This window comes from Microbacterium sp. JZ101 (assembly GCF_053903175.1).
In genome coordinates this window covers 1,730,407-1,757,114 of record NZ_CP096400.1, presented here as the reverse complement: position 1 = coordinate 1,757,114, position 26,708 = coordinate 1,730,407, and the positions used below count along the sequence as shown (strand labels likewise).

At 71.7% G+C, this 26,708-nt stretch carries 28 protein-coding genes and 1 other RNA gene; 19 read left to right on the top strand and 10 right to left on the bottom strand.

Annotated features, from left to right (window positions below):
• The first annotated feature begins 39 nt into the window (after positions 1-39).
• The 3 genes from M1D56_RS08190 to rnpB all read left to right on the top strand — a co-directional run bounded on the left by M1D56_RS08190 (position 40) and on the right by rnpB (position 2,882).
• Entirely contained in the window at positions 40-774 is a 735-nt protein-coding gene (locus tag M1D56_RS08190) for a zinc ribbon domain-containing protein (RefSeq protein WP_456285192.1), read from the top strand.
• Entirely contained in the window at positions 732-2,480 is a 1,749-nt protein-coding gene (locus M1D56_RS08185) for a bifunctional 3'-5' exonuclease/DNA polymerase (RefSeq protein WP_456285191.1), read from the top strand. Before M1D56_RS08190 ends, M1D56_RS08185 begins: the two co-directional genes overlap by 43 nt.
• A gap of 33 nt (positions 2,481-2,513) precedes the next feature.
• An RNA gene (rnpB, locus tag M1D56_RS08180) (RNase P RNA component class A) lies at positions 2,514-2,882 on the top strand.
• A 58-nt stretch (positions 2,883-2,940) separates the two neighbouring features.
• Here the strand turns inward: rnpB and ppgK are convergent.
• The 5 genes from ppgK to M1D56_RS08155 form a co-directional block, all read right to left on the bottom strand.
• Positions 2,941-3,696, bottom strand: coding sequence for a polyphosphate--glucose phosphotransferase (gene ppgK / locus M1D56_RS08175; RefSeq protein ID WP_271171866.1), 756 nt, complete (start codon positions 3,694-3,696; stop codon positions 2,941-2,943).
• Between the two features lie 86 nt (positions 3,697-3,782).
• Positions 3,783-4,163 (bottom strand): RNA polymerase-binding protein RbpA, encoded by a 381-nt coding sequence (locus M1D56_RS08170; RefSeq protein WP_271171865.1) that lies wholly within the window; start codon positions 4,161-4,163, stop codon positions 3,783-3,785.
• A gap of 94 nt (positions 4,164-4,257) precedes the next feature.
• Positions 4,258-5,025, bottom strand: coding sequence for a glycerophosphodiester phosphodiesterase family protein (locus M1D56_RS08165; protein ID WP_456285190.1), 768 nt, complete (start codon positions 5,023-5,025; stop codon positions 4,258-4,260).
• Positions 5,022-5,951, bottom strand: coding sequence for an SPFH domain-containing protein (locus M1D56_RS08160; RefSeq protein ID WP_271171863.1), 930 nt, complete (start codon positions 5,949-5,951; stop codon positions 5,022-5,024). Before M1D56_RS08160 ends, M1D56_RS08165 begins: the two co-directional genes overlap by 4 nt.
• A gap of 1 nt (position 5,952) precedes the next feature.
• Positions 5,953-6,414: an NfeD family protein gene (locus tag M1D56_RS08155; protein ID WP_271171862.1), complete on the bottom strand. Its 462-nt coding sequence runs from the start codon at positions 6,412-6,414 to the stop codon at positions 5,953-5,955.
• A 145-nt stretch (positions 6,415-6,559) separates the two neighbouring features.
• On the opposite strand from M1D56_RS08155, the gene M1D56_RS08150 reads away from it, so the two are divergent.
• The 4 genes from M1D56_RS08150 (at position 6,560) to M1D56_RS08135 (ending at position 10,673) form a co-directional block, all read left to right on the top strand.
• Positions 6,560-7,327: an SDR family oxidoreductase gene (locus tag M1D56_RS08150; RefSeq protein WP_456285189.1), complete on the top strand. Its 768-nt coding sequence runs from the start codon at positions 6,560-6,562 to the stop codon at positions 7,325-7,327.
• Positions 7,324-8,502, top strand: a complete 1,179-nt coding sequence (locus M1D56_RS08145; RefSeq protein WP_456285188.1) for a sensor histidine kinase — start codon at positions 7,324-7,326, stop codon at positions 8,500-8,502. The genes M1D56_RS08150 and M1D56_RS08145 overlap by 4 nt, the downstream gene beginning before the upstream one ends.
• A complete protein-coding gene (locus M1D56_RS08140) occupies positions 8,499-9,167 on the top strand; it encodes a response regulator (RefSeq protein WP_271171859.1) in 669 nt (222 codons plus the stop codon). Before M1D56_RS08145 ends, M1D56_RS08140 begins: the two co-directional genes overlap by 4 nt.
• 117 nt (positions 9,168-9,284) lie before the next feature.
• Positions 9,285-10,673 carry an acyltransferase family protein gene (locus tag M1D56_RS08135; protein WP_456285187.1) on the top strand — a complete coding sequence of 463 codons (1,389 nt, stop codon included), beginning with the start codon at positions 9,285-9,287 and terminating at the stop codon, positions 10,671-10,673.
• Here the strand turns inward: M1D56_RS08135 and M1D56_RS08130 are convergent.
• Positions 10,576-10,911: a MerR family transcriptional regulator gene (locus M1D56_RS08130; RefSeq protein ID WP_271171857.1), complete on the bottom strand. Its 336-nt coding sequence runs from the start codon at positions 10,909-10,911 to the stop codon at positions 10,576-10,578. The genes M1D56_RS08135 and M1D56_RS08130 overlap by 98 nt on opposite strands.
• Positions 10,908-13,079: an amylo-alpha-1,6-glucosidase gene (locus M1D56_RS08125; protein WP_456285186.1), complete on the bottom strand. Its 2,172-nt coding sequence runs from the start codon at positions 13,077-13,079 to the stop codon at positions 10,908-10,910. The genes M1D56_RS08130 and M1D56_RS08125 overlap by 4 nt, the downstream gene beginning before the upstream one ends.
• 139 nt (positions 13,080-13,218) lie before the next feature.
• Between M1D56_RS08125 and M1D56_RS08120 the strand changes: the two genes are divergently transcribed.
• Both M1D56_RS08120 and M1D56_RS08115 read left to right on the top strand, forming a co-directional pair.
• Positions 13,219-14,337, top strand: a complete 1,119-nt coding sequence (locus M1D56_RS08120; RefSeq protein WP_324011259.1) for a glycosyltransferase family 4 protein — start codon at positions 13,219-13,221, stop codon at positions 14,335-14,337.
• Between the two features lie 149 nt (positions 14,338-14,486).
• Complete coding sequence (locus M1D56_RS08115; protein WP_456285185.1) at positions 14,487-15,146, top strand: DedA family protein; 660 nt, start codon at positions 14,487-14,489, stop codon at positions 15,144-15,146.
• On the opposite strand, the gene M1D56_RS08110 is transcribed toward M1D56_RS08115, so the two are convergent.
• Complete coding sequence (locus M1D56_RS08110) at positions 15,091-16,011, bottom strand: AEC family transporter (protein ID WP_282977739.1); 921 nt, start codon at positions 16,009-16,011, stop codon at positions 15,091-15,093. The genes M1D56_RS08115 and M1D56_RS08110 overlap by 56 nt on opposite strands.
• 72 nt (positions 16,012-16,083) lie before the next feature.
• Between M1D56_RS08110 and M1D56_RS08105 the strand changes: the two genes are divergently transcribed.
• The 5 genes from M1D56_RS08105 to M1D56_RS08085 are packed head-to-tail and all read left to right on the top strand — an operon-like array spanning position 16,084 to position 20,469.
• Positions 16,084-16,674, top strand: a complete 591-nt coding sequence (locus tag M1D56_RS08105; protein ID WP_456285184.1) for an LOG family protein — start codon at positions 16,084-16,086, stop codon at positions 16,672-16,674.
• 37 nt (positions 16,675-16,711) lie between these two features.
• A complete protein-coding gene (locus tag M1D56_RS08100) occupies positions 16,712-17,161 on the top strand; it encodes a helix-turn-helix transcriptional regulator (RefSeq protein ID WP_282977737.1) in 450 nt (149 codons plus the stop codon).
• Positions 17,162-17,166: 5 nt separating this feature from the next.
• Complete coding sequence (locus tag M1D56_RS08095; RefSeq protein ID WP_416383266.1) at positions 17,167-17,577, top strand: VOC family protein; 411 nt, start codon at positions 17,167-17,169, stop codon at positions 17,575-17,577.
• A gap of 35 nt (positions 17,578-17,612) precedes the next feature.
• Positions 17,613-20,006, top strand: a complete 2,394-nt coding sequence (locus tag M1D56_RS08090; RefSeq protein ID WP_282977735.1) for an excinuclease ABC subunit UvrA — start codon at positions 17,613-17,615, stop codon at positions 20,004-20,006.
• 4 nt (positions 20,007-20,010) lie between these two features.
• On the top strand, positions 20,011-20,469 hold the full coding sequence (locus M1D56_RS08085; RefSeq protein ID WP_456285183.1) for a pyridoxamine 5'-phosphate oxidase family protein: 459 nt from the start codon (positions 20,011-20,013) through the stop codon (positions 20,467-20,469).
• A gap of 92 nt (positions 20,470-20,561) precedes the next feature.
• Here the strand turns inward: M1D56_RS08085 and M1D56_RS08080 are convergent, their stop codons facing one another.
• The gene (locus tag M1D56_RS08080; RefSeq protein ID WP_421075529.1) at positions 20,562-21,218 is read right to left on the bottom strand and encodes a response regulator; all 657 of its coding nucleotides are present in this window, start codon (positions 21,216-21,218) and stop codon (positions 20,562-20,564) included.
• Complete coding sequence (locus M1D56_RS08075; protein WP_456285182.1) at positions 21,215-22,612, bottom strand: sensor histidine kinase; 1,398 nt, start codon at positions 22,610-22,612, stop codon at positions 21,215-21,217. The genes M1D56_RS08080 and M1D56_RS08075 overlap by 4 nt, the downstream gene beginning before the upstream one ends.
• A 107-nt stretch (positions 22,613-22,719) precedes the next feature.
• Here M1D56_RS08075 and M1D56_RS08070 point away from each other — a divergent pair, with 107 nt between their 5' ends.
• From M1D56_RS08070 to M1D56_RS08050, 5 genes are all read left to right on the top strand, one after another.
• Entirely contained in the window at positions 22,720-23,379 is a 660-nt protein-coding gene (locus M1D56_RS08070; protein WP_456285181.1) for a DedA family protein, read from the top strand.
• Positions 23,380-23,485: 106 nt separating this feature from the next.
• Complete coding sequence (locus M1D56_RS08065) at positions 23,486-23,830, top strand: VOC family protein (RefSeq protein ID WP_456285180.1); 345 nt, start codon at positions 23,486-23,488, stop codon at positions 23,828-23,830.
• A gap of 33 nt (positions 23,831-23,863) precedes the next feature.
• Positions 23,864-24,370 carry an HIT family protein gene (locus M1D56_RS08060; RefSeq protein WP_456285179.1) on the top strand — a complete coding sequence of 169 codons (507 nt, stop codon included), beginning with the start codon at positions 23,864-23,866 and terminating at the stop codon, positions 24,368-24,370.
• Positions 24,371-24,383: 13 nt separating this feature from the next.
• Positions 24,384-25,001: a dihydrofolate reductase family protein gene (locus M1D56_RS08055; protein ID WP_456285178.1), complete on the top strand. Its 618-nt coding sequence runs from the start codon at positions 24,384-24,386 to the stop codon at positions 24,999-25,001.
• Positions 25,002-25,128: 127 nt separating this feature from the next.
• Positions 25,129-26,706: a DUF222 domain-containing protein gene (locus M1D56_RS08050; RefSeq protein WP_456285177.1), complete on the top strand. Its 1,578-nt coding sequence runs from the start codon at positions 25,129-25,131 to the stop codon at positions 26,704-26,706.
• Positions 26,707-26,708: the final 2 nt, after the last annotated feature.

Sequence of the window (26,708 nt, the reverse complement as noted above, 5' to 3'; positions counted from 1 at the left end):
GGCGCACGGGATGTCGCCATCCGACCGTAGGCTGGAGAGGTGAACGCCAGCCCCGCCGACCAGCGCCTCCTCCTCGACCTCGCCGACCTCGACCGCCGACTTCGGCAGGCGGAGGCCGCGCGCCGCAACCCGCCGCAGGCAGCGCGGGTGCAGGAGCTCGTCGCGCAGCGCACCGCGCAGAGCCATGAGCTCGCCGTGCGCGTCGGCGCGCGCGACGAGCTGCAGGCCGAGGTCTCGCGCATCGAGTCGGATGTCGCGCTCGCGCAGCAGCGGCGCGACCGCGACCGGGCGCGCCTCGAGGGCTCGGCGAACGCGAAGGACGCGCAGGCGCTCGAGCGCGAGATCGCCGCGCTCACCCAGCGGCTGAGCGCGCTCGAGGATGCCGAGCTCGAGCTCATGGAGCGCCTGGAGGCCGCAGAGGCGTCGGTCGCCGAGCAGCAGGCGATCCTGAACGAGACGACGGCCGAGGGCCAGCGGCTGAGCGCCGAGGGCAAGGCCCAGGTCGAGGTGGCCGGCCGCGAGATCGAGACGCTCACGCGCGACCGCGGCGCCGTCGCCGGGCGCATCCCCGACCCACTCGTGTCCGCCTACGACCGCCTGGCGGCCCGGGGTATCGTCGCCGCCGCGCCGTTCACGCGCGGTGCGTGCGGAGGCTGCCATGTGATGCTCGCGCCGAGCGATCTGCAGGCGCTCCGCTCCGTGCCCGCCGATGCGGTGGCGAACTGCCCCGAGTGCGGGTGCATCCTCGTGCGCACCGAGGAGTCCGGGCTCTGACGCCATCCGTCGTCCTCGGCCGCGCGGGCGACGACATCGTCGCGGTCGCGCGTGACGCCGACGCGATCGCGGAGGGCGACGCCGAGCGCATCGCACGGGCGGGCGACGACGCCGCGCTCGCTCGGTGGGTCGCCGCACGCGAGGAGGCGGACGCCCCGCGCTGGGTCTGGTCGGACACCGCGGAGTGGTACCCGCGTCTGCTCGCGGAGGGCGTGCGGGTCGCGCGCTGCGACGACCTGCGCCTGCGTCACCGCATCCTCCATCACGCCGTCACCCCCGATGCTTCCGCGCACCCGTGGGACGCTGCACCGGCCGAGTCCGAGGTCGCGACGCAGCCGGCGCTGTTCGACGTCGAGCCGACGCGCGTCGCGGGGGAGTCGATGCACGACCTCGACGCGACCGTCGCCGAGGCGCACGCGCAGCAGGGCCTCCTCGCGCGCGCGGAGGATCCGGCGCGCATGCGGCTCCTCCTCGCGGCGGAGTCGGCGGGCGCCCTCGTGGCCGCCGAGATGCGGGCGGCCGGCCTGCCCTGGGATGTCCGCAGGCACGACGCCATCCTCACGGAGGCGCTCGGCCCACGACGGGGCGGCGGCCTCCCTGCGCGCATGGAGGAGACCGCCGCGCGCGTCCGCGAGGCGCTGGGCGATCCGCGCGTGAGCCTCGACTCGCCGCCGCGTCTTCTGCGCGCGCTCCGCAACGCGGGCGTGCACGTCGACTCGACGAGCAAGTGGGAGCTGGCCGAGCACGATCATCCCGTCGTCGCACCGCTGCTCGAGTACAAGAGCATGGCGCGCCTCCTCACCGCCAACGGATGGTCCTGGCTCGACGAGTGGGTCCACGAAGGCCGCTTCCGACCGGTCTATGTGCCGGGCGGCGTCGTCACCGGCCGGTGGGCGTCCTCCGGAGGAGGCGCTCTGCAGATCCCGCGCGCGCTGCGCGGCGCTGTCAGGGCCGACGCGGGGTGGCGCATCGTCTCCGCCGATGTCGCTCAGCTCGAGCCCCGCGTCCTCGCGGGCATGGCACGCGACGAGCGGATGGCCCGGGCCGCCGCGGGCGCGGACCTCTACGAGGGCATCGTGGCCAGCGGCGCGGTCGCGACCCGCGCGGAGGCCAAGATCGCCGTCCTCGGCGCGATGTACGGCGCGACGACGGGCGACGCGGGCCGCCTCGTGCCGCGGCTTCGCAAGGTGTTCCCGGCGGCGATGGCGCTCGTCGACGCCGCGGCGCGCACGGGCGAGGACGGGGGAGTGGTGCGCACGTGGCTGGGGCGCACCTCCCCGGCGCCGGATCCGGCGTGGGTGCAGCAGCAGGCCCGGGCGAGCGGTTCGGATGCCTCGGCCGCCGACGAGACGCGGGCGCGGCGCGCGGCACGCGACCGCGGGCGATTCACCCGCAACTTCGTCGTGCAGGGCACGGCGGCCGAGTGGTCGCTCGCGTGGCTCGCCGACCTGCGCCTGCGCCTCGCCGCGCTCGGAGCCGTCGGCGCCGACCGATCGGCTTCGGCGTCGGGCCCGGTGTTCTCCCGACGTCCGCACCTGGCGTTCTTCCTGCATGACGAGGTCCTCGTGCATGCGCCGGCGGATCTCGCCGACGACGTGGCGGCGGCCATCCGCTCCGCTGCGGATGCCGCGGGTCGGCTGCTGTTCGGGACGTTCCCCATCGACTTCCCGCTCGACGTGCGCATCGACGAGTCCGCCGCGAAGTGATCCCGCCCAGCCGCCGTAGAATGGAGGGGCGAATGGGTCGGCCGGACGGTCGCGTCGCGAGCGGTTCGCCGCCTCGCGCCGAGGAACGTCCGGGCTCCGCAGGGCAGGGCGGTGGGTAACACCCACCCGGAGCGATCCGCGAGACAGTGCCACAGAGAACAGACCGCCGGGATCCGTCCCGGTAAGGGTGAAACGGCGGTGTAAGAGACCACCGGGGGCCATGGCGACATGGCCCGCCAGGTAAACCTCGCCCGGAGCAAGGTCAGACAGAGGATGATGACGCGGCCCGCCGAGTCCTCGGGTAGACCGCTGGAGCGGCACGGCAACGTGTCGCCGAGAGAGATGGCCGTCGATGGGGCGCGAGCCCCGGAACAGAACCCGGCGTACAGGCCGGCCCATTCGCCCTGGACGAGAAGCGCCCCGGCTCCATGCGGAGCCGGGGCGCTGTGCGGTCGAGGGGTCAGGCGTTCGCGAGCGAGGCGGCGCCGATGATGCCCGCGTTGTTGCGGTGCACGGCGGTGACCATCTTGGCGCGCGTGGTGATGTACGGCATGAACTTCTCGGGGTTCTTCGAGACGCCGCCGCCCACGACGAGGAGGTCGGGGGAGAAGAGGAACTCGACGTGCGCGTAGAACTTCTGGAGGCGGTGGCCCCACTTCTCCCACGAGAGGCCCTCGCGCTCGCGCGCCGTCGCGGCGGCGTAGCGCTCGATCGACTCGCCCTTCCAGATGAGGTGGCCGAGCTCGGTGTTCGGGATGAGGACCCCGTCGTAGATGAACGCCGAGCCGATGCCCGTGCCGAGGGTCGTGAGGATCGTGAGGCCCTTCTGGCCCTTCGCGGCGCCGAAGCGCGCCTCCGAGAGGCCGGCGGCGTCGGCGTCGTTCACGAAGTGGATGTCGCGGCCGAGGCCGTCCTGGAAGAACTTCTCGGCCTCGAAGTCGATCCACTCGTCGGAGATGTTGGCCGCCGAGAGCGTGCGGCCGTCCTTGACGATGGCGGGGAAGCAGACGCCGAGGGGGAGCCCGGCCGCGTCCTCGCCGAGGAGCTCGAGCAGGTCGTGCGCGGTCTGGAGCACGTCCTTCGGGTGCGCGCCCTTGGGGGTGTCGATGCGCACCCGGTCACTCAGCAGCGTGCCCTCCGAGAGGTCGACGATGCCGGCCTTCATGCCGGTCCCGCCGATGTCGATTCCGACAGCACGATCCACAGTCTTCGCCATGCTGACAGCTTACTGGGAGCGCGCGGAGCCTCCGGACACGAAGAAGACGCCGGCCTCATCGAGACCGGCGTCTGCAGACGTGCGCGTTACGCGCTCTTAACCCGCGTCGGGTCCTGGCCCGCTCCGCGGCGCTCGCGGATGAACGCGAGGCGCTCGGCGAGGATCTCCTCGAGCTCCTCGATCGAACGGCGCTCCAGGAGCATGTCCCAGTGCGTGCGCGCGGCCTTGTCGCCGGAGTGGTCGACCTCGACCGTGCCCTTCTCGAGCTTGAGCAGCGCCTCGCCGCCGCACGTGCGGCACTCCCACGTCTCGGGAGCTTCGGCGTCCGCTGCGAACATGAGCGTCGTCTCGCGCCCGCAGGCAGCACAGACGTACGTCTGCTCCTTGCGCTCCATGAACACGACGCCCTCTTCGCTCTGAAGACTCTGGGCGCCGAGTCGGATACCACGAAGGCTGCGATCTGCCATGGTGAAGTCCTCTCGTCGGTCACCATTTGTAACGCGTCCGGCTGAGCGGATCATCCGAACGGACGGCGCCGGATGCGCTATTCCCAGGCGACGTTCAGGGCGTCAGAGCGGCCAGCGCCAGGTCGGCGCGATCCGTGACGATCCCGTCGACCCCGCGCCGCACGAGCGTCCTCATCCGCGCGGGATCGTCGACGGTCCAGATGTGCACCTCGACCCCCTCCTCATGCGCCCAGCGGACGAGCCGGCGGGTGAGCACGGGCACGATGCCGCGCCGCTCGGGGATCTGCAGGGCGTCGACTCCGGCGAGCAGCCGTCGTGCGCGCCGCCGTGCCCCGAGCGCGGCCGCGAGAACGAGGCGCGCGATGATCGCCGAGCTCGCGCTCGTGGCCGGCCGCGCAGGGAACGCAGCGGCCATGGCCGCCACGCGCCGCGCCTCGTCGAAGCTCGTGAGGAGAACGCGGTCGGCATGCTCGGCGGCGATGCGGCCGGCGCCCTCGGCGGCGGCCGCGGCCTTCACGTCGATGTTGAAGCGCGTCGACGGGAAGTCCCGCAGCACATCGGCGAGCTGCGCGAGGCCGCCGCGCGGCGCCATGATCTCGTCGAGCTCCCGCAGCGTCACGTCGGCGATCGCGCGCGGGTCTCCCGTCACGCGCTCGAGCGTGTCGTCGTGGAAGAGGACGACGACGCCATCCGCCGTGACATGGCAGTCGGACTCGACGTACTCGACACCCGCCGCCTGCGCGGCCGCGATCGCCGCGACCGAGTTCTCGACGATGCCGTCGGCGGCCATGTCGGCCGTCACGAGTCCGCGATGGGCGAGCACGCGCGGATGGCGCGTGCCCGCCAGGTACGGATGCGTCACGCGGGCGGCGGGGTGCGGTCGCCCAGCCCCGGGATCCGTCCGGCGAAACCGCCCGAGATGCCCTTGAGGGCCTCCGTCAGCTCGCTCGGGATGATCCAGAGCTTGCTCGCCTCGCCCTCCGCGATCTTCGGCAGGGTCTGCAGGTACTGGTAGGCGAGCAGCTTGTCGTCGGGGCGCCCCTCGTGGATCGCATGGAAGACCGTCGTGATCGCCTCCGACTCGCCCTGGGCGCGCAGGACCTGCGCCTGCTTGTCGCCCTCGGCCTTGAGGATCGCGGCCTGCCGCGCGCCCTCCGCGACGAGCACCTGCGACTGCTTCTGGCCCTCGGCGGTGAGGATGGCCGCGCGACGGTCGCGCTCGGCGCGCATCTGCTTCTCCATCGCGTCCTGCAGCGTCGCGGGCGGATCGATCGCCTTGAGCTCGACGCGGCTCACCTTGATGCCCCACTGCCCGGTCGCCTCATCGAGCACGGCGCTGAGCTTGCCGTTGATCACGTCGCGGCTCACGAGCGCCTCCTCGAGGTTGAGGCTTCCGACGACGTTCCTCAGTGTGGTGATGGTGAGCTGCTCCACCGCGCCGAGGTAGTTCGCGATCTCGTAGGTCGCCGAGCGCGGATCGGTGACGCGGAAGTAGACGACCGTGTCGACGGCCACCGAGAGGTTGTCCTCGGTGATGACCTGCTGCGGCGGAAAGGTGACGACCTGCTCGCGGAGGTCGACGCGCGTGCGTGCGCGGTCGATGAACGGCACGATCAGGTGCGGCCCGCCGAACAGGGTGCGGTGGTACTTGCCGAGGCGCTCCACGATGACGGAGTCGCTCTGCGGCACGATCCGGATGGACCGGACCAGGATGGTGATCACGAAGATGACGACGGCGATCACCAGGATCCAGGTGAGCACCATCGCCATGACGTTGCTGTCGTCCATTTCAGCTCTCCTCGGGCGTGCGGGTCGTGACGAACGCGGTCGCGCCCTGGATGGACTCGACGGTGATCGGGGTCTGCGGGGCCAGCGACCGGTCGCCGCGCACGCGCGCGGACCACGAGTCGCCGTTGACGAGCTTGACGCGGCCCGACATCGCGGTGACCGTCTCGGTCACGACGCCGGACAGCCCCACGAGGGCGTCGACGTTGAACGCCTTCGGGTCGGCGCCGCGGCGCAGGCGCCGCAGAAGCGGCGGGCGCACGAAGACGAGCAGGGCGACGGCCGCGGCGGCCGCGACGATCACCTGGAGCCACAGCGGCGCGCCCAGAAGCCCGGATCCGAGGCCGAACACGCCGCCGAGGCCGAGCATGAGGAACGTGAGCTCGCCCGAGACCATCTCGACCGCGAGGAAGATCGCGATGAGCGCCAGCCATCCGATCCAGGCGAACTGCTCGATCGCTTCCATGGGACCTCCTCGGGGCGGGCTCTGCTCGGAACCTATCACGCACGCGCGACGTCTGATCCGCCCGGGATATCGCGTTGCGATTCCCGCGCGCAGACCGCACTTGGTAGGGTCGGACGGTTCCCGTCCCCACGCTCTCGGAGTCCTCGTGTCGCAGCCTCTCGCACCGCAGTCCCTCGCCGGCAAGACCGTCCTCGTGACGGGGTCGTCACGAGGGATCGGCGCCGACACCGTGCGCTACGCGGCGCAGGCGGGGGCGAACGTCGTCATCAACTTCCGCAACAAGGCCCCCCGCGCCGAGAAGCTCGCCGCCGAGGTGCGCGAGCTCGGCGTCAAGGCGCTCGTCGTCGGCGCGGACCTGACCGACCCGGGCTCGGTCTCGGCGATGATCGACGCGGTCAAGGAGGAGTTCGGGTCGCTCGACGTGCTCGTGCTCAACGCCTCGGGCGGCATGGAGACGGGCGTCGGCGAGGACTACGCGCTCCGACTCAACCGCGATGCCCAGGTGAACGTCCTCGAGACCGCGCTGCCGATCATCCCCGCGGGCGGACGCGTCGTGTTCGTCACGAGCCACCAGGCGCACTTCATCCGCACGACGCCCACGATGGACGCGTACGCGCCCGTGGCCCTGTCGAAGCGCGCGGGCGAGGACGCGCTGCGCGAGCGCATCCCCGCCCTCACCGAGAAGGGCATCGACTTCGTCGTGGTCTCGGGCGACATGATCGAGGGCACGATCACCGCGACGCTCCTGGAGCGCGTGAACCCCGGCGCGATCGCGGCGCGGCGCGAGGAGGCGGGTCGCCTCTACAACGTCTCGGAGTTCGCCGCCGAGATCGCGCAGGCGATCGTCGACCCGATCCCCGCGGACAACGAGCGCATCGTCGGCGACATCAGCGGGTTCCGCGGCACGGAGTGACCGACAGCGCGCGGGGGCTCTCGCCCGCCTGGTGGGTCGCCATCGGGTGCGCGAGCGCCGCTCTCGCGGCCGTCGGAGCGCCGTTCGAGGCCGCCGTGCACGGCGTCCCGCCGGGCTGGGCGCTCGCACTCGCCCTCCTGCAGGCCGGCGCGATCGCGGTGGCGCCGGTCGCGCCCTGGCCGGCCATCGTCGCGTTCGCCGGCGCGTCGGCGGCACTCGCCCTGTGGGCGCCCCCGGTCGGCGTGCCGTGGCCCTGGTCGGTCACGGGCATCATCGGGTTCGCGCTGCTGTGCGGGCTCGTGGCTCTCCGCCGAGGCTGGCGCACGGGCATCTGGGCGCTGGTGCTCCCCGGGGCGCTCGTGTCGTCGCACGTGCTCACGGCCCGCGGTGACGCGGTGCCGGCGAACGTGATCGTGGCGCTCTCGATCGGGGCCGGGGCACTGGGCGTCGCCGCGCTGCTCGGCGAGCGACGCGCGCTCGGCGCCGCCCTCGCCCGCGAGCGCGCAATCGCCGAGGACGAGCACGCCGCGCGCGTTCAGGCCGAGGAGCGTCAGCGGATCGCACGCGAGCTGCACGATGTCGTCGCGCACGGCCTGTCGCTCATCCAGGTGCAGGCCGCGACCGCGCGCTTCCGGCTCCCCGAGCTCGACGACGCGGCCGCGGCGGAGTTCGAGGAGATCGGCGGTGCCGCACGCCGCTCCCTCGGCGAGATGCGCCGTCTGCTCGGCGTGCTGCGCTCAGGCGACGAGCAGGCGGCGCTCGCGCCCGTCGCGGGCCTCGCCGACATCCCCGCACTCGCGCGCGACGCGGTCGACGCCGGTGCGGCGGTCACGCTACGCAGCGGCGCGCACGGCGACGACCTGCCCGCCTCGCTGCAGCTCGCGGCCTACCGGATCGTGCAGGAGGCGCTGAGCAACGCGCTCCGCCACGCACCGGGGAGCGCGACCACCGTGACGGTGCGGGAGGATGGCGGCATGCTCGTGATCGAGGTCGAGAACTCGCGGCCGGCCGCCGCGGTCGAGGCGTCTCCAGGAGCCGGCCTCGGGCTCCGGGGGATGCGGGAGCGCGCCGCGCTCGTCGGCGGAACGGTCGACGCCCGCCCCACGGCAGAGGGCGGCTTCCGCGTGCACGCGGAGCTCCCGGTCGACGTCGCGGGGGAGAGGGGCGAGGCATGATCACGATCGCGGTCGTCGACGACCAGGCCATGGTGCGCGCAGGATTCGCGGCGATCCTCGCCGCTCAGCCCGACTTCCGCGTGGTCGGCCAGGCCGGGGACGGCGAGGAGGCCGTTCGGCTCGTCAATGAGACGCACCCCGACATCGTCCTCATGGACGTGCGGATGCCCGTGCAGAACGGGATCGAGGCGACGCGCGCGATCCTGCAGCCGCGGCACCCGCGGCCATCGCCGCCGCGCGTCATCATGCTCACGACGTTCGACATCGACGAGTACGTCTATGACGCGCTGAGCGCGGGGGCGAGCGGATTCCTCCTCAAGGACGCCCGGCCGGACGAGCTCGTCCAGGCGGTGCGCGTCGTCGCCGCCGGCGATGCACTGCTCGCGCCGAGCATCACGCGACGGCTCATCGAGGACGTCGTCACCCGGCGACCCGCCCCGCCCACGCGCGCACGGCTCGACCTCGCTGGGCTCACCGAGCGGGAGCGCGAGGTGCTCACGCTCATGGGCCGCGGTCTGTCGAACGGCGAGATCGCGAGCGCGCTCTTCATCGCCGAGCAGACCGTGAAGACGCACGTGCGGAGGGTCCTCCAGAAGCTCGGCGCGCGGGACCGCGTGCACGCGGTCATCTTCGCCTACGACGCGGGGCTCGTCACCCCGGCCTGACGCCCGCGCTCACCCCGAGGGAGGGCAGCGCCGCCGCGCAGATCGACCCCCGGGGTGATCCGCTGGGCGCGGTCGCCTCCGTACGGTTCCCCGACACCGACCGTCGAGGAGACCCGCATGTCCGCGCCCGCCGCCACCGCACCATCCGCCCCACCGCTTCCCGGTCCCGATCGGGACCGCAGCATCGATCTCGCCCGCGCGGGCGCCCTCGTCGTCGTCGTGCTCCTGCACGCCACGATGGTCGGCATCGACGTGCAGGGCGGTCGCCCCGTGTTCTCGAACGCGCTCGACATCGACGGGTTCGCTCCCTGGAGCTGGCTCGTGCAGGTGATGCCCCTGTTCTTCGCGGCGGGGGGATTCACCGCTGCCCGCTCGTTCCGACGCTCGCGCGCTCGCGGGGCCTCCCGTGCGGCGTTCGCCGCCACCCGCGTGCGGCGTCTCCTGCGGCCCCTCCCGCTCGTCATGCTCGTCCTGGCGGCGGGCCTCTCGGCGCTGCTCGTCGCGGGGGTCCCGGGCGATCTCGTCGCGGTCGCGGGATTCCGGATGTCGCAGCCGCTGTGGTTCCTCGGGGTGTTCGTCTTCGCGCAGGCGCTCGTGCCCGCGCTGGTCGCCGCGCATGATCGCGCTCCCGTCGTCACGCTCGCCGTGCTCGCCGCGGCCGTGGTCGCCGGGGACGTCCTCCGGATGACGAGCGGCGTCGAGGCTCTCGGCCTGCTCGGTCTCGCCTCCGTGTGGCTCACGGTGCAGCAGCTCGGCTTCTGGATCGAGGATGGCCGCGCTGACGCGATCGCGGCGCGCGTGCGCTGGCGGATGGCCGCGGGCGCCGTCGGCGTCCTCCTCGTCCTCGTCGTGTCGGGCGCCTACGCGGCGGACATGTACGTGAACCTCAATCCGCCGACGGTCGCGCTCGCTCTGTTCGCCTTCGCGCAGGTGACCCTGTTCACGCTCGCCCGCGCGACTCTGCGCCGGTGGGCAGGGCAGCCGCCGGTCGCACGAGCGGTGGATGCGATCGGCGGCCGCGCGATGACCGTCTACCTGTGGCACATGCCGGCGCTCGCGGCGGTCGCGGGAGCCGTCGCGGGGAGCGCCCTCGTCACCGGCGCCGATCTTCCGGCGCCCGCATCTCCCGCATGGTGGCTGGACCGCCCGGCGTGGCTCGTGCTCGGCGCGGTCGTCGTGGGCGCGGTGGCCTGGGCCGCGAGCCGCTTCGAGGCGCGGCACGCGCGCTCGGGTGCGGAGCCGGTCACCGAGCAGGCAGGGCGCGCGGCCCTCGCGACCCTCACGGGGGCGGCCGCGGTCGCCGCGGTGCTCGCGCTCGGGCTCGGCCCCGCGACGGCCCTCCTCTCCGCGCTCCTCGCCGCGCTCGCCGTGCGGCTGTCGGCGGCCTGCCCGATCCTGCCCCGAGGCCTCACTCCGGGCGGCGCGCGCGGAGGTCGGCGATCTCCTCTTCGAGGGCCTCGACGCGGCGCCGGAGGGCGAGCACCTTCCGCACGCCGGGCAGGGTGACACCCTCCTCCGTCAGCGTCGCCACCTCGCGCAGTCGATCGACCTCGTTCCGCGAGTACCGGCGCTGGCCGCCCTCGGAGCGCTCGGGCGAGACGATGTCCTGGTCGTCGAGGCGACGCAGCGCAGCCTGCGGCATCCCGAGCAGCGACGAGACCTGCCCGATCGTGTAGAACGGCGCGGTCTGGTCGTCCAGGGGCGACGCAGGCTCGCCGTCGCTCGTCTCGGCGTCATCGCTCATGTCCCCATCCCTTCAGGCAGTCCGGAGACCTCGGTGCGGGTCTCATCTGCGCGGAGGTCGAGCCGCCACGGCCCGATCGGCAGGCCGGTGATCTCGACGCGGCCGATCGCGGGCGGCACGGATCGGATGTCGAGGCGGCCTTCGGGAACGTCGGCATCCAGCCCGAGGCAGATCCGGAGGATCTCGAACGGCGTCGCGGCGGCCCACGCCTGCGGGGAGCACGACGTCGGGTAGGGGATCGGCAGGGGCTTGTCTTCGCGCGCGAAGCCGCAGAAGAGCTCGGGGAGACGCCCGTCGAACGCCTCGAGCGCATCGAGGAGACCGGTCGCGACCTCGACCGCGGCATCCCGGCGCCCGTACCGGGCCATGCCTGCGGCCGCGAGCACGGTGTCATGCGGCCAGACCGACCCGTTGTGGTAGCTCGCGGGGTTGAATCGCCGCGACCGCGACGAGAGGGTCCGGATGCCGAAGCCGGTGAAGAGATCGGGCTGCAGCAGGCGGTCGATCACCCGGTCGGCGACCTCGTCGGGCACGATGCCGGTCCAGAGGCAGTGCCCGACGTTCGAGGAGAGCACGCGCACCGGCTCCTTGCGCGCGTCGAGCGCGAGCGCGTAGAAGCCCTCGTCGGGCAGCCAGAACGCCTCGTGGAAGCGCGCCTGCAGATCAGCGGCCCGCGAGCGCTGCTCGGCCGCGTACGCCGCCTCGCCCAGCGTCTCCGCGATCTCGGCGGCCGCGAGCCGCGCCGCGTAGCAGTAGCCCTGGACCTCGGCGAGCGCGATGGGCGCCTGCGCGTCGGTGCCGTCGCGGTGGGCGATGGCATCCGAGCTGTCCTTCCATCCCTGGTTCGCGAGCCCGCGGTCGGTGCTGCGCTGGTACTCGACGAACCCGTCGCCGTCGCGGTCGCCGAAGCGGTCGATCCACGCGATGGCGCGTCGGACATGCGGCCACAGCTCCTCGATGGCCTCGCGGGGAGCTCCCCAGCGCCGCGCCTGGCCGACGAGCATCGCGAAGAGCGGGGTCGAATCGATCGATCCGTAGTAGACCCGATCGCCGCCGAGGGCGAGCGACAGGTCCGCTCCCAGCCGCACCTCATGGAGGATGCGCCCGGGCTGCTCCTCCGTCATCGCCGACTCGCGCGCGCCCTGCAGCCGAGCGAGGGCGCGCAGGGTCCCGAGTGCGAGACTCGGCGCGAAGGGCATCATCATCGCGCTGGTGAGCAGAGAGTCCCGGCCGAAGAGGGCCATGAACCACGGCGCTCCCGCCGCGACGACCTCGTCCTCGGGATGGGACGGGTCGACGATGCGGAGCGCACCGAGGTCGCGCTCGCTTGTCGCGAGTGCGGCCGCCAGCACCGTGTTCGCCACCGAGATCGAGGGTGTCGCGTCGTGCCACCCGCGCATGCGCAGCGCCGGCTGCGTGCCCTCCACCGGGTCGCCGAGCGGGAAGGACGCGGCCAGCTCGCTGCCGTCCACGGCCGGTCGAACCTCGATGCTGCCCCGCCACGTGCCGCCCGGCTCGACGACGATGCGGAAGGCGAGCGCTCCCGAGGCGGCCTGCGCTCCGGGCGCCGACACGCGCACGCCCCGCTGGGCCGTCCCCTCGCCCTCCAGGCGGAAGTGGAGTCCGTCCCGGTCGAACCCGCCCGTCACGCCCGCCGGCCGCTCGGCCCGGCGTTCCTTGACCTGGAAGAGGTCGGCGAAGTCCGCGTCGACGTGGAGGACGACGTCGAGACCCGCCGGCTCGCTCCCGTAGTTCGAGATCGCGAGGTCCTCGCGCATGCCGCTGCCGACGAGCCGGCGCCGCTCGACGATGATCGTCGGCTCGATGTTGCCGGGGCGGGCCGGAACGCGGCCGATGAAGCGCGTCTCGAAGGGCTCTGCCGGGATGATCCCGAGCGGCTCGACCGAATGGCCGTCGATGCGCAGCTCCCACTGAGACAGCACGCGCGTGTCCTGCACGAAGAGGCCATCGGCCTGACGAGGGACGATGTCGCCATCGGGGCGGGAGACGCAGAACGACGATCCCTCGACGAGGGTCACGGATACCTGCGGCTGCTGCACGGTGCCGAGTCCTCGGGGCCGGGTGCGATCGTCGTCGATGGGCGGCCGGGAGGTCCGCGGCTCCACGTCGTCTGCGGTCTCGACGGGGGACGACACGATGTCGGTCACGGTGCTCCTCTCTGACGGGCGCTCTGAAAACCTTCACTTGCAATCGTAGGTTTCCTCTCAATAACCTGACAAGCGACGGCTCAACGTCGAGCTCTTCACCCCACCTTGCGATAGCGCCGATGGAGGAGGAGGTACGCGCATGTCGCTGATCGTCGAACGAGAGGGCACACCGGAGGACGAGGTGGCCACGCGCCCGCTGCGGATCGGGATGATCGCGCCGCCGTGGTTCGAGCTCCCGCCGCGCGGCTACGGGGGAACCGAGGCCGTCGTCGCGGCCCTCGTGGACCAGCTCGTCGCCCGCGGACACGAGGTGACCCTCGTCGCCTCGGGGGAGCGCCGCACACGCGCGCAGCGCCACGTGCGGGTGTACGACGAGCCGCCCTCGCACCTGCTGGGGTCGAGCGTCATGCCCGAGGTCGTGCTCGCGGCCGAGGCGGCGCGCTCGCTCGACGAGCGCGAGCTCGACATCGTCCACGACAACTCCGCGGCGGGGCCCCTGCTCGCCCGCTCGCGCGCCATCCCGACGCTCGTGACGATGCATGGGCCGGTGACGGGTGACAACGGCGACTACTACCGCCGGCTCGGGTCGAGCGTCGACCTCGTCGCGATCTCCGACGCCCAGCGCCGTCAGGCTCCTGATCTGAACTGGGTCGGGACGGTGCACAACGCGATCGACGTGCCGAGCTTTCCGTTCCGCCCGCACAAGGAGGATCACGTGCTCTGGATCGGGCGCTTCAGCCCCGACAAGGGGGCGCATCTCGCCATCGAGGCCGCGCGGCGTGCGGGGCGTCGCATCGTGCTCGCCGGCAAGCTCAACGAGACCGCCGAGCGCGAGTACTTCGCCGACGCCGTGCGCCCCCTGCTGGGCCGAGACGCCGAGTACGTGGGCGAGGCGGACGCGAGCGTGAAGCGCGAGCTGTTCGCGAGCGCCGCCTGCCTCGTCTTCCCGATCCAGTGGGAGGAGCCGTTCGGCATGGTGATGGCCGAAGCGCTCGCGTGCGGCACGCCCGTCGTCGCGACGCCGCGCGGCAGCGTGCCCGAGATCGTCCGGCACGGCGAGACCGGGTTCGTCGTCGACGGCCTCGACGCCCTCGCGCAGGCGATCCAGCGCGCGGGCGATCTCGATCCCGCGGCCTGCCGCCGCGATGCGGAGACGCGGTTCGATCTGCCGGTGATGGCCGAGGGGTACGAGCGGGTCTACCGCGTCCTCGCCGAGGGGAGCGAGACCATCCGCTCTCTCACGGCCGCCGCTGCCTGAGCCGAGCCCGTCCGGGACGGCCGCGCATCGCTCGCGCGGCCGTCCCGGACGGACACGAGTCATCCTCCAGGGGGATGGGAACGCACCCACGGGGTGACGACGCGCCACACGCCCCTCCGTAGCGTCGTAAGCGACCCGGAGGGATCCCCATGACCGCGTTCTTCGACCTCGTCGCCACGGTGCTGCTCGACACCGCGACCTCGCCCTGGATCTACCTCGTCGCGTTCGCCGTGTGCGCGGTCGACGGGCTGTTCCCGCCCGTCCCGAGCGAGACGGTGATCGTGTCGGCTGCGGCGATCGGCGCAGCGACGGGGGAGCCGGTGCCCTGGCTCATCGCGCTCCTCGCGGCGTGCGGCGCCTTCGTCGGCGACGGGCTCACCTACCTCGTGGGGCGCGCGATCGGGACGGAGCGCTTCGGATGGATGCGGATCGGGCGCGTGCGGCGGACGATCGAGTGGGCGCAGGCGGGCCTCGATCGGCGCGGCGCCTCGCTCATCCTCATCGCGCGCTACATCCCCGTGGGGCGCGTCGCCGTGAACCTGACCGCCGGCGCGACGCGCTATCCGCCCCGCCGCTTCGTGCCGCTCGCGCTCGTCGCGGCGGCCGCCTGGGCGGCGTACTCCGTCGGCATCGGCCTCATCGCCGGCACCTGGCTCCGCGAGCAGCCGCTCCTGGGCGCCGCGATCGGCGCAGGCATCGCGATCGTGCTCGGGATCGCGATCGATCGCGTGATCGCCCTGCGTCAGCGCTCGCTCAGCCCAGAAGCAGAGCGCACGCGAACAGAGCCGGCAGGCATCCCAGCGTCGTGAGGAACACGGTGTCGCGGGCGACCACCTCGCCGACCTCGTAGCGCTGCGCGTAGTTGAAGACGTTCTGCGCGCTGGGGAGCGCGGCGAGCACGACCACCGCGAGCAGCGCGTGGTCGTCGAGCTGGAAGGCGAATCGGCCGATGGCCCATGCCACGAGCGGCATGAGCGCGAGCTTGCAGACCGTCGCGAGGGCGATGTCGCGGCGCGTGCCGACCTGCGTGAGCACGCGCTGGCCGTAGAGCGACATGCCGAAGCTGATGAGGAGCACGGGCACGGCTCCGCCCGCGAGGAGCCGCAGCGGGTCCATGACGATGGGCGGGAGCTCGACGTCGAGGAGCGCCACGAGAACCCCGAGGGCCGCGCCGATGATCATGGGGTTGCGCAGCGTCCGCCGCGCGATCGCCCCGAAAGACGCTTCGCCCGACGACGAGCCGTCGAGGATGGCGAGCACGATCGGCGTGAACACGAGGAGCTGCAGGAGCAGGATGGGCGCGGCGTACGCGGCGTCGCCGAGCACGTAGGTGGCGATCGGGATGCCGATGTTGTTGCCGTTCACGTACCCGGCTCCCAGCGCGCCGACCGCCGTGACGCCCCAGCCGCGACGCCAGCCGAGCCGGGCGACGAGGCCGTAGAGGATGAAGATCGCCGCGGCCGCGAGCGCGGAGACGGGCAGCAGAGCCGAGAACAGCACGCCGAGATCGGCCTCTGCCAGCACGGTGAAGAGCAGGAACGGGTTCAGCACGAAGAAGCAGAGTCGGCTGAGCACGAATCGGCCCTGCGGCCCGAGGAGGTCGACGCGCCCGACGACGTAGCCGGTGAGGATCGCCACGCCGACGACCGCGAAGCCGGTGAGGACGTCGATCATGCGGGGGTCTCTCTCACCCCTCCAACCTACGCCCCGCGGCGATGCGCCCCGTGCGCTGGATAGGCTCGCGGGGTGAGCGGAATCGAGCGCGTGACGGTGTTCCTGGGGTCGGCGACGGGTGTGCGGCCGGACTACGCGGAGGCCGCGACCGCGTTCGGCCGTGCGCTCGCGGCGCGGGGCACGGGGCTCGTCTACGGCGGCGGGCGGGTCGGGCTCATGGGCACGGTCGCCGACGCCGCATCCGAGGCGGGCGGAGAGGCGATCGGGGTCATGCCCCAGGACCTCGTGGACGCCGAGATCTCGCACCCGGGGCTGACCGCTCTCGAGATCGTGCCCGACATGCACGCGCGCAAGCTGCGCATGGCCGAGCTCGGCGACGCCTTCGTGGCGCTGCCCGGGGGAGCGGGCACGCTCGAGGAGCTCTTCGAAGCGTGGACCTGGCTGCAGCTCGGGATCCACCGCAAGCCGGTCGCCCTCCTCGATGTCGCCGGCTTCTGGCGCCCGCTGCTCGATGCCCTCGACCACATGACGACGGAGGGCTTCGTCCGCTCCGCGTTCCGCGACACCCTGATCGTGGCGGACGACGCGGGCACGCTGCTCGACGCCCTCGAGACATGGGAGCCGCCGGCACCGAAGTGGGGGTCGCCCGCGCCGCGCCCCTGACCCGGCGACGTCGGCGGGGCATGGCAGGATCGCCTACGTGACGAGCCCACCCGCCCCCGCAGACCGGCTTCGGGACCTCGCCCTCCTCCGCCGGGTGCGCGACCGGATGGACCGCGAGTTCGCCCAGCCACTCGACGTCGAGGCCCTCGCGCGCGGCGTGGGCATGTCCGCTGGCCACCTCAGCCGGCAGTTCAAGCTCGCGTACGGGGAGTCGCCGTACTCCTACCTCATGACGCGGCGGATCGAGAGGGCGATGTCGCTCCTGCGACGCGGCGATCTGACCGTCACCGAGATCTGCTTCGAGGTCGGCTTCGGTTCGCTCGGCACGTTCAGCACGCGCTTCGCCGAGCTCGTGGGAATGCCGCCGAGCGAGTACCGGCGACGGTCCGAGGGCGACCTCGCGGGCGTTCCCACCCTCATCACCAAGCACGTGACGCGACCGATCAGGAATCGAGAAGCGCGACCATCCGACCCGCGGATAGCGTGAGCGACATGACCATCACGATCCACTCCAGCTTCCTCCCGCAGACCGACCCTGAAGCCGCTCTGGGCTTCTACCGCGACGCCCTCGGCTTCGAGGTGCGCAACGACGTGGGCTACGAGGGGCTGCGCTGGCTCACCGTGGGCCCGGCTGACCAGCCCGACACGAACATCGTGCTCTACCCGCCCGCCGTCGAGAGCGGGATCACCGATGACGAGCGCCGCACCATCCTCGAGATGATCGCCAAGGGCACGTATGCGAGCCTCCTGCTCGCGACGCCCGACGTCGACGCCGAGTTCGCGCGGCTCGAGGCCCTGGGCGTCGACGTCGTGCAGGAGCCCATGGACCAGCCGTACGGCGTTCGCGACGCGGCGTTCCGCGACCCGGCGGGCAACATGATCCGCCTGCAGCAGCGCCCCTGACCGCCCCGAGCCCCTTCTGCCGACCTGGAGAGACGATGACCGCAGCCTCCGACAGCACCTCCGCTCACGTCGCCGACACGCACGACGTCATCCGCGTGCAGGGCGCGCGGGAGAACAACCTCAAGAACGTCAGCATCGAGATCCCGAAACGGCGGCTGACGGTGTTCACGGGCGTCTCGGGGTCGGGCAAGAGCTCGCTCGTGTTCGACACGATCGCCGCCGAGTCGCGCCGCCTCATCGACGAGACCTACAGCGCGTTCGTGCAGGGGTTCATGCCGTCGGTGCCGCGCCCCGACGTCGACGTCCTGGAGGGGCTCACGACGGCCATCCTCGTGGACCAGGAGCGGCTCGGAGCGAATCCGCGTTCGACCGTGGGCACCGTCACCGACGCGAACGCGATGCTGCGCATCCTGTTCAGCCGGCTCGGGGAGCCGCACATCGGCGGCCCGACCGCGTTCTCGTTCAACATCCCCACGCAGAAGGCGAGCGGCGTGATGACGTCGGCGACGGGGGAGAAGACCATCGTCAAGGACGTCGTGTACCTCGGCGGCATGTGCCCGCGGTGCGAGGGGAGGGGAGCGGTGTCCGACATCGACCTCTCCCAGGTCGTGGACGAGTCGAAGTCGCTCGATGAGGGCGCGATCATGGTGCCCGGCTACACGCCGGACGGTTGGATGGTGAAGGGGTTCTCGCAGTCCGGGTTCTACCCGTCGGACAAGCCGATCGCCCAGTTCACCGAGAAGCAGCGGCACACGTTCCTCTACGGCGAGGTGACCAAGGTCAAGATCGCCGGCATCAACATGACGTACGAGGGGCTCATCCCCAAGATCACGAAGTCGATGCTCTCGAAGGACATCGACGCGCTGCAGCCGCACATCCGCGCCTTCGTGCAGCGCGTGGCGACCTTCGCGACGTGCCCGGAGTGCGACGGCACCCGTCTGACCGAGGCGGCGCGCGGCTCGAAGATCGACGGCGTGAGCATCGCCGACGCGTGCCGCATGCAGGTGACGGACCTCGCCGAATGGGTGCGCGGGCTGGACAAGCCCGGCGCAGGCCCGCTCCTCGCGGCGCTCGGCGCGAATCTCGACGCGTTCGTGACCCTCGGCCTGGGCTATCTGAGCCTCGACCGGCCATCCGGCACGCTGTCGGGCGGCGAGGCGCAGCGCATCAAGATGCTGCGTCACCTCGGCTCCGCGCTCACCGATGTCACGTACGTGTTCGACGAGCCGACGATCGGCCTGCACCCGCACGACATCCAGCGCATGAACACACTCCTGCTGCAGCTGCGCGACAAGGGGAACACGGTGCTCGTCGTGGAGCACAAACCCGAGGCCATCGCGATCGCCGACCGCGTCGTCGATCTCGGGCCCGGCGCGGGCAGCGCCGGCGGAACGATCTGCTACGAGGGGACGGTCGACGGGCTGAAGGCCAGCGGAAGCCTGACCGGGAAGCACCTCGACGACCGCGCGCAGATCAAGCCGAGCGTTCGAGAGCCGAAGGGTGCCATCGAGGTGCGCGGTGCGAGCGAGAACAACCTGCAGGATGTCGACGTGGACGTCCCGCTCGGCGTCCTCACGGTCGTCACGGGCGTCGCGGGGTCGGGCAAGAGCTCGCTGATCCACGGGTCGGTCGCGCGACGCGAGGGCGTCGTCTCGATCGACCAGGGTGCGATCCGCGGATCGCGGCGCAGCAATCCCGCCACCTACACAGGCCTCCTCGATCCCATCCGCAAGGCCTTCGCGAAGGCGAACGGCGTCAAGCCCGCGCTCTTCAGCGCGAACTCCGAGGGCGCGTGCCCGACATGCAAGGGCGCCGGCGTCATCGTCACCGAACTGGGGTTCATGGAGACCGTCGAGACGCCGTGCGAGGACTGCGGTGGCAAGCGGTTCCAGGCGGGCGTGCTCGAATACAAGCTCGGCGGGCGCGATATCACCGAGGTGCTCGACCTTCCCGTCGCGGAGGCACGCGCGTTCTTCTCCGAGGGCGAGGCGCGGATCCCCGCTGCCGCGGCCATCCTGGGCAGGCTCGAGGACGTCGGTCTCGGCTACCTGACGCTCGGCCAGCCGCTCTCGACGCTGTCGGGCGGCGAACGTCAGCGGATCAAGCTCGCGAACGAGATGGGGGAGAAGGCCGAGGTCTACGTGCTCGACGAGCCGACGACGGGTCTCCACCTTGCCGACGTCGAGAACCTCCTCGGGCTGCTGGATCGGCTCGTCGACGCCGGCAAGAGCGTGATCGTGATCGAGCACCACCAGGCGGTGATGGCTCATGCGGACTGGATCATCGACCTCGGTCCGGGGGCCGGTCACGACGGCGGGCGCATCGTCTTCGAGGGCACGCCGGCCGAGCTCGTCGCCGCGAGGTCGACGCTCACCGGCGAGCATCTGGCGCAGTACGTCGGCGCGCCGGCTGTCACGGAAGCAGACTGACGCGATGAGTGGCTCCGCGCCGCCGCGCGACCGCGCGACGCGCAAGGCCGATGCGCTCCGCCAGCTGACCGCACCTGCGGCGGACGGATGGGTGGCGACGGCGTCGCCGGACGGGCGACCCCATCTCGTGCCGCTGTCGATCGCGTGGGCGGACGATCGCATCATCGTCGCGCTCGAGGGCTCGTCTCTCACGGCGCGGAATATCGCGTCCTCGGGCGTCGCGCGGCTCGGTGTCGGCCAGACGAGAGATGTCGTCCTGATCGACGCGTCGCTCGACGCGACGCACGGCGTCGACGACGTCGAGAGCATCGGGCACGCGTACGCCGCGCAGGCGGACTGGGACCCGCGCGGCCTCGCAGGCTACGTGTTCCTCGTGCTGCGCCCGACGCGCATCCAGTCCTGGCGCGAAGTGGACGAGTTCCCCGGACGGATGCTCATGCCGGATGGCGAGTGGCTGGTCTGAGGGCGGCGCCTCGCTGGCGGGTTCATCCGATAATGCACATTATGTCAGTTCGCGTTGAGGGATGGTCCGCGGCGAGATGCGCGCGGCTCCCCTCACTCGGCGGTGACCAGCCCCGCGCGATGCGCGATCACCGCGGCTTCGACACGATTGCGCGCGCCGAGCTTCCCGAGGATCGCGCTGACGTGGCCTTTGACTGTTCCCTCGACGAGATGCAGCTGCGCGCCGATCTCCGCATTCGACGCCCCCGCGCCGAGCAGCGCGAGCACCGCCTTCTCCCGCTCGGTCAATCCCGCAAGCGCCTCCCGCGCGGCCGCGTCGCGCATCCGCTCTCCTCCGCGGTAGGGCGCGATGACCCTTCGGGCGATCGTCGGCGACAGATAGGCTCCCCCGTCCGCGACGGCACGGACGCCCGCGATGAGCTCTCGCGGATCAGCGGCCTTGACGAGGAAGCCCAGCGCGCCCTCGCCCAGCGCGCGCTCGATGTACTCGTCCTCGCCGAAGGTCGTGAGGATCACGACCCTCGTGCTCGGTGCCGCCCGCGCGATCTCCGCGGCCGCGGTGAGTCCGTCCACGCCCGGCATGCGGATGTCGAGGACCGCGACGTCCGGACGATGCTGCCGCACGCCGTCGATCGCGCTCCGGCCATCCCCTGCCTCGAACACGACCTCGATTCCAGCGTCGGACTCGAGGATCGCCCGCGCCCCTGCCCGGATCATGGGCTCGTCGTCCGCAAGGAGGACGCGGATCACGACGCACCCAGGAGGGTCTTCTCGACGAGCACGCCGTCCTCGAAGCAGAGGCGATACACCGCGTCGGTGAAGTGGAGCCACCCGTCGCGTGCCGCGAAGTACTCGCACCGAGCCCCGCTCGGTGGCGCGTCCTCCTCCACGACGATCGGCGGCGGCGCGGGGATGCCCGCGGGCAAGCGGGGTGCGAGCTCCGAACGGGAGACGCCCAGTTCGATCTGCTCGTAGACGCTCGACGGGATCGCCGTCTGAGTCACGGTGACCGCCTGCACGACGAGGATGCCGACGATGGCGAGCCCGAGGACGGACGCAGGAACCACAGCCGACTGCAGGATCCGTCGGCGGGTCTCCTGCGAGTTCGAGATCAGTGCCGCATCCCACACGCGGTCGTTCGTGTCCGTCCGCGGCTCAGGACGGAGGGGCGCCCGGAGCCGCAGCTCGAAGCCGTTCGCGACCGCTCCCGCCTCGACGGACGCGCCGAGCAGGGCCGCACGGCGCTGGAGACTGGGGATCCCGTGCCCACTCCCCTGCGTCCCCTGCCGGGATGGCGCGCCCGACCGCACCTTCAGGTCGAGGTGCTCAGCGCCATCCGCAGCGAGCTCCACCTGGACGGCCGCTCCGGGTGCGTGGCGCGAGGCATTCGTGAGACCCTCACGCAGCGTGCGCGCCGTGAGTTCGATCATCAGGGGGTGCAGGCGGTCGAGCACGGCCGAGTCGAGGCGCGCCTCGACGGGAACGCCGGCCTGCTGCGCCCCATTCACGAGCGCCGCGATGTCGTCCTTGCCGAGGGGCTCGAGCCGACCACTGGAAGCGGGTCGGGTCATGCGGACGACGTCGTGAAGCCGACTGCTCGCACGCACCGCCGCTTCCCGGAGCTCAGCGAATCGCTCCCGCTGCGCCTCGTCCAGTCCCCGGCCGAGCTCGAGCGCACCCGCCTGGACCGCGATGAGAGCGAGCTCATGGCCGATGGTGTCGTGCAGGTCATCTGCGATGCGAGCCCTCTCCTCGGCCTGGGCGCGCTCGGCCAGCACCCGCGCGTCGGACTCGCGCTGCTCGGCGCGCAGCCGCCGATATCGCCCGATCCACCAGGGACCGACCGCCGTCAGGATGGTGATGAGCGACGCTGCCATCCAATCGCCGGCAGACCCTCCGGGCAGGATGATCGAGAGCGGCAAGAGCGCGACGAGCGTCAGCGCGATGGTGAGGATGGCTGCCGCCAGCGATCGCATGCGACGACCGGCGAGGTAAGCGCACACCGAGGCAGGCAGAAGGAGAAGCACGACGGCGGAATCGCCCCAGCGTGCCACCGGCAATGACGTCGCGACCGCCACGCCGAGGAGAGCGACCCCGAGGGCATTCGGCCACGACTGTCGCACGTGATCGGTGATGCGCCGCATGCATTCATCGTAGGGAGCGGGTGTCGCGCGCAGACCTGACGAAAGTAAGGACTCCTCCTGCCGTTCGACCGATTCGCTCGCGAAAGCCGATCCATAGCGTCGGCTGCATGGACTTCATCGACCTCCTCACCGCGCTGGTGACCGACCTCGCCGCATCGCCGTGGGTGTACCTCGTGGTGTTCGGAGTGTGCTTCATCGACGGCTTCTTTCCGCCCGTGCCCAGTGAGACGGTCGTCGTCGGCGCAGCGACGATCTCGGTCGCTTCCGGCGAGCCGCATCTGCTGCTTCTCATCGCGACTGCCGCACTCGGCGCGATCGCCGGCGACAACGTCGCGTATCAGCTCGGGCGAGCGATCGGCACGACACGCTTCCGATGGATGCGCACCCCTCGCGTCGCGGCCGCGATCGGATGGGCTCGCCGCGGCCTGCGGCATCGGGCGGCACTCCTCATCTTCGCGGCCCGCTACATCCCGGTCGGGCGCATCGCGGTGAACATGACCGCAGGAGCCACCGGCTACCCGGCGCGGCGCTTCGTGCCGCTCTCCGTCGCGGCCGGAACCGCGTGGGCCGCGTACTCCGCGCTCTTCGGCATCGTCGCGGGCCGATGGCTGCACGACCAGCCGCTCGTCGCCATCCTTCTCGCGGTGTGCGTCGCGACGGCGGTCGGTGCTCTCATCGACGCGATTCTCCGGCGCTTCCTCGCTCGCGACGCCGAGTCGCTGGACGAGAATCGTGCACAGCTGGAGGATCCGGTCATCCAGGACTGATCCTGTGCGGGTCGCTCGCTCACCGGCGCACGTCGCTCCAGAGCCAGCGCAGGGCGTCGGGAAGAAGGACGCCGGCAACGCACCCCCGCCACGATAGCCTCTCGCCATGGGCGTGCAAGCGATCGACATCCAGGTGGACGACGTCCCGGCGGCGACGAGACTGCTGTCCGAGGCATACGGATGGACCGTGCTCACGGACGGCCCGCACTTCGGTGAGCTCGACGCGGGAGGGCTCCGGGTCATGCTGTCTCGCGATGCGATGGTGCCCTGGGGCAGGACGGATGGCGTCATCCTGCATCACTACGTCGAGGACGTGGCCGCGGCCACCTCGCGCGCTGTCGCCGCCGGAGCCGAGCTGCTGCGCGGCCCTCTGCTCACGGACTGGGGCACCGAGGCGGCGTACCTCCGCGGCCCCCGCGGCCTGATCGTCGATGTCTGCAGGGACGCCTGACACGATGAGCCGTGTGCCTGCGCGGACCGGCGCATGAACGGACATCCTGCCCCGTCCTACGCGCCCGGCGGCTACGCGTGCCCGTTCTGTCGTCTCCAGCGGGGCATCGAGGACGAGCACAACCGGTCCTCCGACATCGTCGCGGTGACCGAGCGGGCCTATGCGCGCATTGCGCCCAAGTGGTGGCCGGGCAACGCGGGCTCTGCGCTCGTGATGCCGCGTGCACACGTCGAGAGCATCTACGCCCTCGCGCCAGAGGATGGCCACGCCGCGTGGGACCTCACCCAGCAGGTGGCGACCGCGATCCGATTCGCCTACGGCGCCGAGGGCACCTCGATCCGGCAGCACAACGAACCCGCCGGCGACCAGGACGTGTGGCATCTGCATGTTCACGTCTTCCCCCGCTATGCCGGCGACGAGCTGTACCTCCGCCACCGAGATTCATCTTGGGTCGGCGACGACGCACGCGCTGCCTATGCGGCCACGCTGCGCGGGGCCCTGTCGCTCCCCGTGCGATTCGACGAGCGGCCGGGTCGGTGATCATGACGAGCGGATGGCCGCACATCGACAAGTGCGAATGGCTCTTGCCCACTCCTCGGCGCCATGGAACCCTTCAAGCATGCTGATCTACTCGATGGGCGTGTCGGTCGATGGGTTCATCGCCGACCGCTTCGGATCGTTCGACTGGTCGGTGCCGAGCGATGACCTGTTCCGATTCCACCTCGATCGGGTCAGCGAACTCGGCGCCACACTCCTCGGACGTCGCCTGTACGAGACGATGCGGGTCTGGGAGACCGATCCGTCGTTCCGCGACTCTCCTGATGCGAACGCCTTCGCCGACGTCTGGACCGCCCTTCCGAAGGTCGTGTTCAGCCACACGCTCGAGGGCGTCGAAGGGAACGCCCGACTCGCTGAGGGCACCTTGGCCGAGGAGGTCGCGGCGGTCACCGAATCCACACCCAAGGACGTGGAGATCGGCGGGGCGGATCTCGCCGCTCATGCCTTCGAACTCGACCTGATCGACGAGATCAGGATCTTCCGGTACCCCATCATCGTCGGCGGTGGTCCGCCGTTCCTTCCCCCGCTCGCCCAACCGCTCCCCCTCGACCTCATCGAGACGCGCACGTTCGACTCCCGTGTGATCTACGAGCGCTACCGCCGGACACGCTGACGCTCCCCTGCCCCACGCTTGCGCTCGGTCACACCAAGGCAGAGTCGTTATCGTTCTGTGACCTTTTCTGTGGCCGTCGGGATCGTAGGGGTCTTCGAATGTCGGTGGTGGGCGGGACACTGGTTTCATGAGCGATGGGGCTGTGTGGGGTGAAGGGGATGGTCCGTGCCCGACGGCTTCGGAGCGTGCGGCGGTGGAGTCGGCGATCGAGGCGATCCGGGCGGCGGACAGGGTGATCGCTCATGCGCAGGCGGCGCGTCAGATGGCGTTGGCGTCGGCGTCTCGGGTGGCGTGGGCGCAGCATGAGCGGCAGGTCGCGGCCGGGGGCTCGTCGCGGGCGTGGGCGCATCGGGCGATCGCGGAGGAGATCGCCGCGGCCACGCACACCCCGGGCCGGTCGGTGGAGCGGCAGATGAACGACGCGACGGTCCTCGTCTCCCGCTTCCCGGTGGTGCGGAACCGGCTCGCGGAAGGGACGGTGTCGCTCCCGCACGCGCGCACGATCGTGCTGTGCGGGGACCGCATCGACGACGACGAGACCCGCCGCGTGTTCGAGGTGCGGGTGCTGGAGCGGCTGGACCGGGTGCCGATGACCGCGGCCGCGTTGGCGGAGGTGGCGCGGAAGATCGCGCAGGAACTGGACCCGGTCTCGATCAGCGACCGCCACAAGGCCGCCAGGCGGAGGCGGCGGGTGGGGTTCCGTCCCGGGGAGGACGCGATGGGCGCGTTCGACGCGGAGGTCGCGAACGTGCTCGGGGTCGGGATGATGGACCGCATCGACCAGATGGCCAAGACCGTCATCACCGCCCGCGCCGCCGCCCGCCGCGCCGGCGACCCGGCCGCGCTCGCGGATGACCGCTCGCTGGATGAGATCCGGGCGGACATCTTCACCGACCTCACCCTCACCGGCACCCCCACCGGCCACGACCACCTCTACGGCGCCACCTTCCCCCAGACGCCCGACGCAGGGGCCGACGCGAAGGACAAGGACACCGACGCCGGACTCGGCGCCACCAGGGACGGCACGGGCGCCGCGGCCGCGGACGCGAAGGGCGGGGATGTCGGACTCGGCGCGATGGGCGCCACGGCCGACGCCGGTGCCGGCGCGGGCGCAGCGCCCTGCACGGGCTCGGGCTCTGGCGCGGTTTCGGCGTTCGGCCCGGCCCCGAAGCCTGTCGGGCTCGGCGCGATCCGCGGGAGCGTGCACATCACCATCCCCGCCACCGCGCTCGCCGACCCCACCCACAGAACCGAAGGCGCCACCCTCGCCGGAGCAGGACCCATCCCCATCATCGACGCCAAGCAGATCGCCGCCGACGCCACCATCTGGAACCGGGCCTTCACCGACGCGAACACCGGGGCCCTCCTCACCGTCGACCAGAGATTCCCCACCACCGCGCAGCGGCGATTCCTGAAAGCCCGGGACGAGCGGTGCCGGTTCCCCGGGTGCCGGCAGGCCATCCGCAAGCACTACGTCGACATCGACCACACCCACCCCCACTCCCGCGGCGGGCCCACCAACGTCCGGAATCTCGAGTACTTGTGTGAAACGCATCACATGCTCGAGCAGATGACCCAATGGACCGTCACCCAGACAGAAGGCGGCGTGCTCGAATGGACCTCCCCCAACGGGCACGTCTACACCGACACCCCACCACCCGTCGCCCGCTTCACCCCACCCGACGACGAACCACCACCCTTCTGACC

What these genes read in the sequence shown, in the direction of transcription:
- ppgK (WP_271171866.1), bottom strand. Translation starts at nt 3,696, where the DNA reads ATGGCGAAGACTGTGGATCGTGCTGTCGGAATCGACATCGGCGGGACC.
- M1D56_RS08170 (WP_271171865.1), bottom strand. Translation starts at nt 4,163, where the DNA reads ATGGCAGATCGCAGCCTTCGTGGTATCCGACTCGGCGCCCAGAGTCTT.
- M1D56_RS08160 (WP_271171863.1), bottom strand. Translation starts at nt 5,951, where the DNA reads ATGGACGACAGCAACGTCATGGCGATGGTGCTCACCTGGATCCTGGTG.
- M1D56_RS08155 (WP_271171862.1), bottom strand. Translation starts at nt 6,414, where the DNA reads ATGGAAGCGATCGAGCAGTTCGCCTGGATCGGATGGCTGGCGCTCATC.
- M1D56_RS08140 (WP_271171859.1), top strand. Translation starts at nt 8,499, where the DNA reads ATGATCACGATCGCGGTCGTCGACGACCAGGCCATGGTGCGCGCAGGA.
- M1D56_RS08135 (WP_456285187.1), top strand. Translation starts at nt 9,285, where the DNA reads ATGTCCGCGCCCGCCGCCACCGCACCATCCGCCCCACCGCTTCCCGGT.
- M1D56_RS08130 (WP_271171857.1), bottom strand. Translation starts at nt 10,911, where the DNA reads ATGAGCGATGACGCCGAGACGAGCGACGGCGAGCCTGCGTCGCCCCTG.
- M1D56_RS08120 (WP_324011259.1), top strand. Translation starts at nt 13,219, where the DNA reads ATGTCGCTGATCGTCGAACGAGAGGGCACACCGGAGGACGAGGTGGCC.
- M1D56_RS08115 (WP_456285185.1), top strand. Translation starts at nt 14,487, where the DNA reads ATGACCGCGTTCTTCGACCTCGTCGCCACGGTGCTGCTCGACACCGCG.
- M1D56_RS08110 (WP_282977739.1), bottom strand. Translation starts at nt 16,011, where the DNA reads ATGATCGACGTCCTCACCGGCTTCGCGGTCGTCGGCGTGGCGATCCTC.
- M1D56_RS08095 (WP_416383266.1), top strand. Translation starts at nt 17,167, where the DNA reads ATGACCATCACGATCCACTCCAGCTTCCTCCCGCAGACCGACCCTGAA.
- M1D56_RS08090 (WP_282977735.1), top strand. Translation starts at nt 17,613, where the DNA reads ATGACCGCAGCCTCCGACAGCACCTCCGCTCACGTCGCCGACACGCAC.
- M1D56_RS08085 (WP_456285183.1), top strand. Translation starts at nt 20,011, where the DNA reads ATGAGTGGCTCCGCGCCGCCGCGCGACCGCGCGACGCGCAAGGCCGAT.
- M1D56_RS08075 (WP_456285182.1), bottom strand. Translation starts at nt 22,612, where the DNA reads ATGCGGCGCATCACCGATCACGTGCGACAGTCGTGGCCGAATGCCCTC.
- M1D56_RS08070 (WP_456285181.1), top strand. Translation starts at nt 22,720, where the DNA reads ATGGACTTCATCGACCTCCTCACCGCGCTGGTGACCGACCTCGCCGCA.
- M1D56_RS08065 (WP_456285180.1), top strand. Translation starts at nt 23,486, where the DNA reads ATGGGCGTGCAAGCGATCGACATCCAGGTGGACGACGTCCCGGCGGCG.
- M1D56_RS08060 (WP_456285179.1), top strand. Translation starts at nt 23,864, where the DNA reads ATGAACGGACATCCTGCCCCGTCCTACGCGCCCGGCGGCTACGCGTGC.
- M1D56_RS08055 (WP_456285178.1), top strand. Translation starts at nt 24,384, where the DNA reads ATGGCCGCACATCGACAAGTGCGAATGGCTCTTGCCCACTCCTCGGCG.
- M1D56_RS08050 (WP_456285177.1), top strand. Translation starts at nt 25,129, where the DNA reads ATGAGCGATGGGGCTGTGTGGGGTGAAGGGGATGGTCCGTGCCCGACG.